This window comes from Rheinheimera baltica DSM 14885, from assembly GCF_000425345.1.
Taxonomy (GTDB): domain Bacteria; phylum Pseudomonadota; class Gammaproteobacteria; order Enterobacterales; family Alteromonadaceae; genus Alishewanella; species Alishewanella baltica.
On record NZ_AUDG01000092.1, the window covers coordinates 1 to 6,858 of the forward strand.

General features: G+C 48.0%; 8 protein-coding genes. 5 read left to right on the plus strand and 3 right to left on the minus strand.

Features of this window, described 5'->3' with window-relative positions; all coding sequences use genetic code 11:
- The 3 genes from H595_RS0118940 to H595_RS0118950 all read left to right on the plus strand — a co-directional run.
- A partial coding sequence (locus tag H595_RS0118940) for an IS5/IS1182 family transposase (protein WP_027670053.1) occupies positions 1-305 on the plus strand: 305 nt, incomplete at its 5' end.
- Between the two features lie 47 nt (positions 306-352).
- Positions 353-811 (plus strand): hypothetical protein, encoded by a 459-nt coding sequence (locus H595_RS22960; protein ID WP_205623267.1) that lies wholly within the window; start codon positions 353-355, stop codon positions 809-811.
- Positions 812-859: 48 nt separating this feature from the next.
- Positions 860-1,375 carry a DUF6795 domain-containing protein gene (locus tag H595_RS0118950; protein ID WP_240474946.1) on the plus strand — a complete coding sequence of 172 codons (516 nt, stop codon included), beginning with the start codon at positions 860-862 and terminating at the stop codon, positions 1,373-1,375.
- Between the two features lie 39 nt (positions 1,376-1,414).
- Here the strand turns inward: H595_RS0118950 and H595_RS0118955 are convergent, their stop codons facing one another.
- Positions 1,415-1,996: an FMN-binding negative transcriptional regulator gene (locus H595_RS0118955; RefSeq protein WP_027672573.1), complete on the minus strand. Its 582-nt coding sequence runs from the start codon at positions 1,994-1,996 to the stop codon at positions 1,415-1,417.
- Between the two features lie 12 nt (positions 1,997-2,008).
- Positions 2,009-2,407 (minus strand): GNAT family N-acetyltransferase, encoded by a 399-nt coding sequence (locus H595_RS0118960; protein WP_027672574.1) that lies wholly within the window; start codon positions 2,405-2,407, stop codon positions 2,009-2,011.
- 85 nt (positions 2,408-2,492) lie between these two features.
- Between H595_RS0118960 and pdxR the strand changes: the two genes are divergently transcribed.
- Entirely contained in the window at positions 2,493-3,935 is a 1,443-nt protein-coding gene (gene pdxR / locus H595_RS22965; protein WP_051219992.1) for a MocR-like pyridoxine biosynthesis transcription factor PdxR, read from the plus strand.
- On the opposite strand, the gene H595_RS22970 is transcribed toward pdxR, so the two are convergent.
- Positions 3,913-6,486: an EAL domain-containing protein gene (locus tag H595_RS22970; RefSeq protein ID WP_084153651.1), complete on the minus strand. Its 2,574-nt coding sequence runs from the start codon at positions 6,484-6,486 to the stop codon at positions 3,913-3,915. The genes pdxR and H595_RS22970 overlap by 23 nt on opposite strands.
- Before the next feature lie 115 nt (positions 6,487-6,601).
- On the opposite strand from H595_RS22970, the gene H595_RS0118975 reads away from it, so the two are divergent.
- Positions 6,602-6,858 (plus strand): phage integrase N-terminal SAM-like domain-containing protein (locus tag H595_RS0118975; RefSeq protein WP_027672575.1); only part of this gene is annotated, 257 nt, incomplete at its 3' end.

The following is a 6,858-nucleotide window of genomic DNA, read 5'->3' on the forward strand; positions in this document are numbered from 1 at the left end:
TACTTGAACAACTGCCTGATGCCGAGCATGTTATCGCAGACCGGGGCTATGACAGTGAGAAAGTACGGGAGCAGATCCGAGCGAAAAATGGCGTCCCAACGATACCGCGTAAACGTAATTCAAAAATTGGAAATGGCGATATTGATTGGTGTCTGTACAAATATCGCCATTTAGTAGAGAACGTGTTTGCCAGGCTAAAACATTACCGTTCAGTAGCAACCCGGTATGATAAATTGGCCCGGAATTATGCAAGTACACTTGCCTTGGCTTGCTGTCTATTATGGCTGCCAATGTGGGTTGGCTGAATTATAAACAGCAAAGATCAACAGGCCCTAGTTTTGCTGCACATAAAATGGCGATTGAAGCTACCCCAGGTTACTTAAATACTGCTAATAACAGCAGTTGGCGCAGCCTGCAGACCAAGTCATCGCTAAACCATGCTGCGGTGCGGTTTAAATATGAAAATCGGCATCAGGCATCGTTTAGCACTTACTGGGCGGAGAGAATCAGCTCGGGTTTAATTACATTATTAAAAGATGCAGGTTATTACACTGCAGTCATGGCTCAAGCTGCTATCGGCACCGGGTTAACATTTTACGATATGCTGGCAAGAACCTTAGAGGCAGTTGCAAAAGCTTCGACTAAGCTGGCAGAGCAAACAAAAGGCTTGTTAGGTCATATGCTGGCTTTTGCCCGTCAAGCGGTAACCACGGTAACGGAGCTTAGTTTTAAATTTATTCGCTGGGTATTTGATATCACAGTCGGTACGCTCTACCGCGCTGCTCGTGAAGCCATAAACAGCGTTATGTAACGCTCTGCAGCCAGATAGTGAATAACTATCTGGCTGACTGGTAAACTGATGAACACCTCGAATCTGCGCAAAGCATGTCTGTTTATATCAATACTAGCACCAACTTATCCAGCTCAGGTTATCGCAGATATGTTTAGTTGGTTTAAAGAATACGATGTGCATTTGTCTCCTGTAGTAAAGGGGAAGATTACCTTCAACGGTAACCCGGTAGCTAACGTTAAAGTATTCCGAGAGCTGGACTACGACACATCATACAACGATGACACTTCTTCTAATGAAATGGGACAGTTTCAGTTTGCTGAAAAAAATATCAAATCACGTCAACCCGGCAACAAATTAAATCAATCGACAATACGCCAAGTAATTTCTGCAGATTACCAAGGCAAAACCTATGTGCTTTGGTATACATCAACGCCAAGTATCACACCACATGCCACGTTCCAACGAGTACTTAGCAACCTGAATTGTGAATTAACGTCGCCTGAAGAAAAGTTTAGCTTAGCCAATATAGAGCACCACGACTTCCCACATGGCGTAGTCAGTATTTGCCGCTGGGCAGACTAAACATTTTATAATCTGCGATAGGCTTTGCTCATCCGTACACTAATCAACGGCAGACATCAGTTGCCAAACGGTGGCGGGCTGTTCGGTCTGTTGTAGATAACGGATCACCGTCTGTTGCTCAGCTAACAATTTATTCTGCGACAGCTTAAAGCGACCACTAACTTCAGTTAGGCTAATTTCCACACCCGCAATCGCCTTAACGAGTTGTTGTTGATAAGCCTCAGATTGCGCCATTGATGGTGCACTGTGTGCTTCCTGCTGTCTTACCAATGCCAATGTTTGTTCGTTGTCCAGTACACGGGCTATGCCTTTAAGTTCAACCATGGCGTAGTTCCAGGTTGATACGGCCGGTTGTTTGCTATAACAGCTGGCGGCAACAAAAGCATGTGGCCCCTGAATAATAATGGTCACCTCTACCCCATCCAGTTGCTTAAACTGCGGGTTATTGCGTGCCAGATGGCAATATGCTTTATCGCTGCCGCTTTGCCAGGTAAATAAAAACGGCACTGGTGAATAGCTTAAACTGCCGTTATTGCTTAGCAGCAGGCCAAAGTAATGTTGCTGTAAAAACGCCTGTAATTGCGCTCGGTCGGTAGTGTGATAATACGGCGGTGGATACACAGTCCCTCCTGCTCAGCACTGACGCTGAATATGAAAGCCATTGTCTATCGCGGTAAAACCCACTGCTGGATAGTACTGCATTGCCGACGGCGCACTGCGCAACAGTTGCTGTACCTGTGGCCCGGTAGCCTGTTGCACTGCTGCTAACAGCGCCTTGCCTATGCCCTGCTGCTGCCAGGCTTTATCGACTAACAAATCACAGATATACACCACATAAGCTTTGTCGGTTAAACAGCGCGCCAACCCGACTAAGTTGCCATCTGATCTAGCGCTGATCAGCAAATTGCTGCTTGCCAACATAATTGCCATGCGTGCGCTGTCATCCGTTGGCCGGTTAATACCGGATGCGCGGTACAGCGCCAGCATTTCGTCCAGCTTAAAACTGCTTTCTTGTTGGTACTCTATTTTCATTGGTTGCTCCTGCTGTTATTGCCGTAGCTTAATAGCTACACTGGCATGCTAGAAAGCACCAGTTTCAACAAAGCAGGAGTACCAGTTGCGTTTAATTACCGATAATTTGCAGCTCAGTGGCCAAGGTAGTTTGCAACAACAGCTTTACAGCCTGTTGCGCCAACAAATGCTAACGGGCATCTGGCCCAGTGGCGCCTTATTGCCTTCCAGCCGCACGCTGGCAGCAGATTTGGCATTAAGCCGCAATACGGTAAATCAGGTGCTGCAACAATTGGTGGCTGAGGGGTATCTGGATGGGCAGCCGGGGCGTGGTTATCAGATTGTCGCTTTACCAGAGCACTATTTTGTTAGTGAGCCAGCAAAACAGCAACCGCAACCGCCATTGGCAATACAACAATATGCGCTGCCGCAGAAAAGCGGGGCCAGTAACGGCTTGTTGCAGCCAGGAGTATCTGCGTTACCGCTATTCCCGTTTGCTATATGGCAGCGTTTGCTACAACGACATGGCCAGCGCACCGCGTTATCTGGCTTCGCTGATCCATTGGGTTATTTGCCACTGCGCCAAGCCTTAGCACTGTATTTGCGCCAATCCAGAAAAGTTGTCTGCGACGAGCACAGCATCTTAATTACCGCAGGAGCGCAACAAGCTTTGTTTGTCGCGGCCAAACTAGTCGCCGCCGCTGGTCAGCAGGTGCTCATGGAAACGCCCGGTTATCCCAGGCTAAAGCAAGCGCTGCAACTGTGTGAGCTGCAGGTGCAGTTTCTTGATGCGAGTACGCCGCTGGGATTAGACACCGGGCAACTCCCCACTTCAACAGCAGCCAAAGCCCTGTTTTTAACACCTGGGCACCAATATCCGCTTGGCGGTATTATGCCGCTGGCTCAACGTATTAGTGCACTGGAGTGGGCTCGAAACCACGGTGTTTGGCTGGTAGAAGATGATTATGACAGCGAATTTCAGTATCAGCATAGGCCAATAGCCAGCTTACAAGGTCTGGCCGGTGGCGATGGCGTATTGTTTGTTGGCTCTTTTAGTAAAACCCTGTTTCCCGGGCTACGGTTAGGTTATTTAGTTGCGCCCCGTCACGTTATCGCAGCTGCTGCCGCCATCGTGCAAGCTCTGCATGGTGATGTGCCATTACTGTCGCAAGCTACACTGGCAGACTTTATTAATGAAGGACATTTTGGCCGCCATTTACTAAAAATGCGACGGTTTTATCAGCAAAGAAAACACTTAGCCGCTAAGTTATTACAACAACACCTACCGCAGTGTCAGCTAAAGGCGCAGCACGCAGGCTTGCACCTGGTATTAGAATTTCCATACTCGTTAGATGAAACCAAGTTAGTTGAGCAACTTACCACGGCGGGTATCAAAGCGCAGTTGTTAAGCCGCTACGTATTTGCCGGCGAACCCCGAACGGGCCTGGTGATTGGTATTGCTAACCAAAACGACAGAGAGTTTTTCGAGGCACTTAATCAGCTTATATCCATTTGCGCGGCGGCGCTTAAGGCACAGGCGTTCGATTAACCATTGCACTTTTTGCTGACGAAACGAAGCTTTCCAGCGGCTGAGGCTTACCAAAAAAGTAACCTTGAAATTGTTTACAGCCCAGCTGTAACAGCTTTCGATACTGCGCTTCGCTCTCCACACTTTCGGCAATAACAGCCAGCTCAAGACTTTGCCCTAATGCCATAATAGTTTTAACAATGGCTTCATCATTGGGGTCGGTCAGTAGATCACGCACAAAAGAATGGTCAATTTTTAATTGCTGTAATGGCAATAACTTTAAATAACTCAAAGAAGAGTAGCCGGTACCAAAATCATCAAGCGAAAACCGCACACCTAAATTGGTTAACTGCTGCATTTTAGCAATAACGGTGTCGACATCCTGCAACAACTGGCTTTCAGTGAGCTCCAACACCAGCTTATCCGGCACAGCGCCACTTTGCTGCAATGCCCGGCTCACGTCTGCGACGAAATTGGCCGAGTGTAACTGGCGAGCACTGATATTAACTGCCAGATACCAGTGTGTTGTATCAGGGAATCGGGCCCATTCGGCCAATTGTAAACAACTCTGCTCCAGTACCCAATGGCCAATTTGCAAAATTTGGCCGGTACTTTCTGCCACCGGTATAAATCTGGCGGGTGAGATCATGCCCTGCTCAGGATGTTGCCAGCGCAGCAACACCTCTGCACCAACAATCCCCTTTTCGCGCTCTAACTGGGGCTGAAAATGCAGCAGTAATTCATTGTTTAAAATGGCTTGACGTAAGCCAGCAGCGAGCTCTGCCCGGGCACTAATATCGGCTTGCATTTGCTGGTTAAAAAACCGCATGCCATTACGACCGTGACCTTTGGCATCATACATCGCCAGATCGGCCCGTTGTAGCAGCTCATAGCTGTTGCAACCGTCAGCAAACAGCACCACGCCGACACTCGCTGACAGGGTGTAGTTTCTGTCCTGCAACATGAAAGGTTCAGCCAGTAATTGCACCACCTTTGTCGCAATTAACCCGGCTTTCTGACTGGCCACATCCTGATCAGGATGCAAATCCGTTAGCAACACAACAAACTCATCCCCACCCAACCGCGCCAGCGTATCCACTTTGCGTAAATGGTTTTGCAAGCGCTGTGCAACTTGTTTTAGCAGCTGATCGCCCATAGCATGGCCCAATGTATCGTTTAAATCTTTAAAGTGATCTAAATCGATAAATAACAACGCACCTTGCGCAAGGTCTGTTTTCCGTTCCCGCAGTGCCACCGCATGCTGTAAGCGATCTAACAGCATGCGCCGATTAGCTAGCCCCGTTAGCGCATCATAAAACGCCAGCTGATGAATTTCCTGTTGTTGCTGTTTATGTTCAGTGATGTCGGTTGAAATGCCGCAAAGTGCATAAATATTGCCGGCTTCGTCTCGCAGCGGCAATTTGACTGACAAATACGTATGCTTTTGGCTACCATCCAGCGAGCGGTTGTTCTCTTCTTCAACTAAGCGAACGCCTTGTTGCAACACTTTTAAATCATTCTGTTGCAGGTTGACACAGGTAGCCGCATCAAAAAAAGCATCATCACGTCGCCCCACCGCTTGCTCAGGTTCACAGCCAAATAAATCAGCCGCCTTGCGGTTAATGTACTCGTAACGTAAGCGACTATTTTTAATATAAATATGTGCATCAACGCTATTCAAAATCGTGTTAAGCCGGTTTTCACTGGCTTTCAAATGCCGGGTTTTTTCCGCAACCTGACGTTTTAACCACCAAGCGCCGCTAAGCGCCAACATTAGCAATGCCGACAGCATCGCTAACATCCACCAGACATTTTTGGGTATCAGTGTTTCAGGCGCTGCGCTGCCCCAGCGTTGCAAAATCTGATAGTAAGGTGAATCGACATTGCTTTGCCAACGTCCGAGATAGCTTTCAATGCTATCTAAAAGATCACGATTGCGTCCTGCTTTGGTGGCATAAAACAGCTGTACCTGTTCAAACATTAACGGGCTTTGCCGTAAATGAAATTGAGAAAAATGCGCCGCACCAAAATAATGATTTGCCGCTACCACATCTGCCGAGCCAGCGGCGACCATAGCAAATGCTTCGGCTAGCGACTTTGCTGCCAACAATTCAGTGTTTAACCCAGCCTGGTTTATAACGCGCTGCAAGTAATGCTGCTGCACAGAGTCATGCATTATCACTACGCGTTTGTCGGCAAGATCAGTCATCGCTTGCACCTGCACACCTGGTGCAGTGTAAAACTGAGACCAACTGGTTAACGACGGCGTTTGATGGAAATCCATCTGTAGGGAGCGCTGTGGCGTATAAGCTACATCCGGCAGTAAATCTATTTCACCCGCTTGCAGTAGCTGCATGCAGTAGGCCCAATCACACTGCACAGCCTTAACTCGCCACTGCTCTTGCCCGGCAATGGTAAGTAGAAGCTCGCCTAAAATGCCCGTAGGGCTGCCATCCTCAGCAGCAAATACTTTCGGCGCATTCGGATAAACACCCACTACTACAACCCGGCTTTCGGCTAAAACCTGTGTGCAGCAGAGCAGCATGACAAGCATTGCTGCGCAATATTTCATCAAATTATTCCCCGGGACCTTCGCCTTGTTGAACGAAGCCGCTACGCGGCAGAGTGGATCATCAGCTGTACTTCTTATGCCCTTCAATCGTGAAGGCTCTGTAAGGAGTATTATCATGAATACCAACGAGCAACACCGCTTTAATAATTTGTATCAAGAATATCTTAATGCGTTAACCTTGCAAGGAAAAAGTCCTAAAACGGTTGATATGTATAGCCGCTATTTGCGCCAGGTTTCACTGTTTTTTGACACCTGCCCGGATGCCCTCACCGCTGCTGAGCTTAAAGGCTATTTCCTGAAACTGGTGGAAACCAAATCCTGGAGTGCGGTTAAAATTGCCCGCAACGCCATTCAGTTTTTTTACCGCCATGT

Coding starts and splice junctions, on each gene's coding strand:
- H595_RS22970 (WP_084153651.1), bottom strand. CDS start 6,486: ATGAAATATTGCGCAGCAATGCTTGTCATGCTGCTCTGCTGCACACAG.
- H595_RS0118960 (WP_027672574.1), bottom strand. CDS start 2,407: ATGAAAATAGAGTACCAACAAGAAAGCAGTTTTAAGCTGGACGAAATG.
- H595_RS22960 (WP_205623267.1), top strand. CDS start 353: ATGGCGATTGAAGCTACCCCAGGTTACTTAAATACTGCTAATAACAGC.
- H595_RS0118950 (WP_240474946.1), top strand. CDS start 860: ATGAACACCTCGAATCTGCGCAAAGCATGTCTGTTTATATCAATACTA.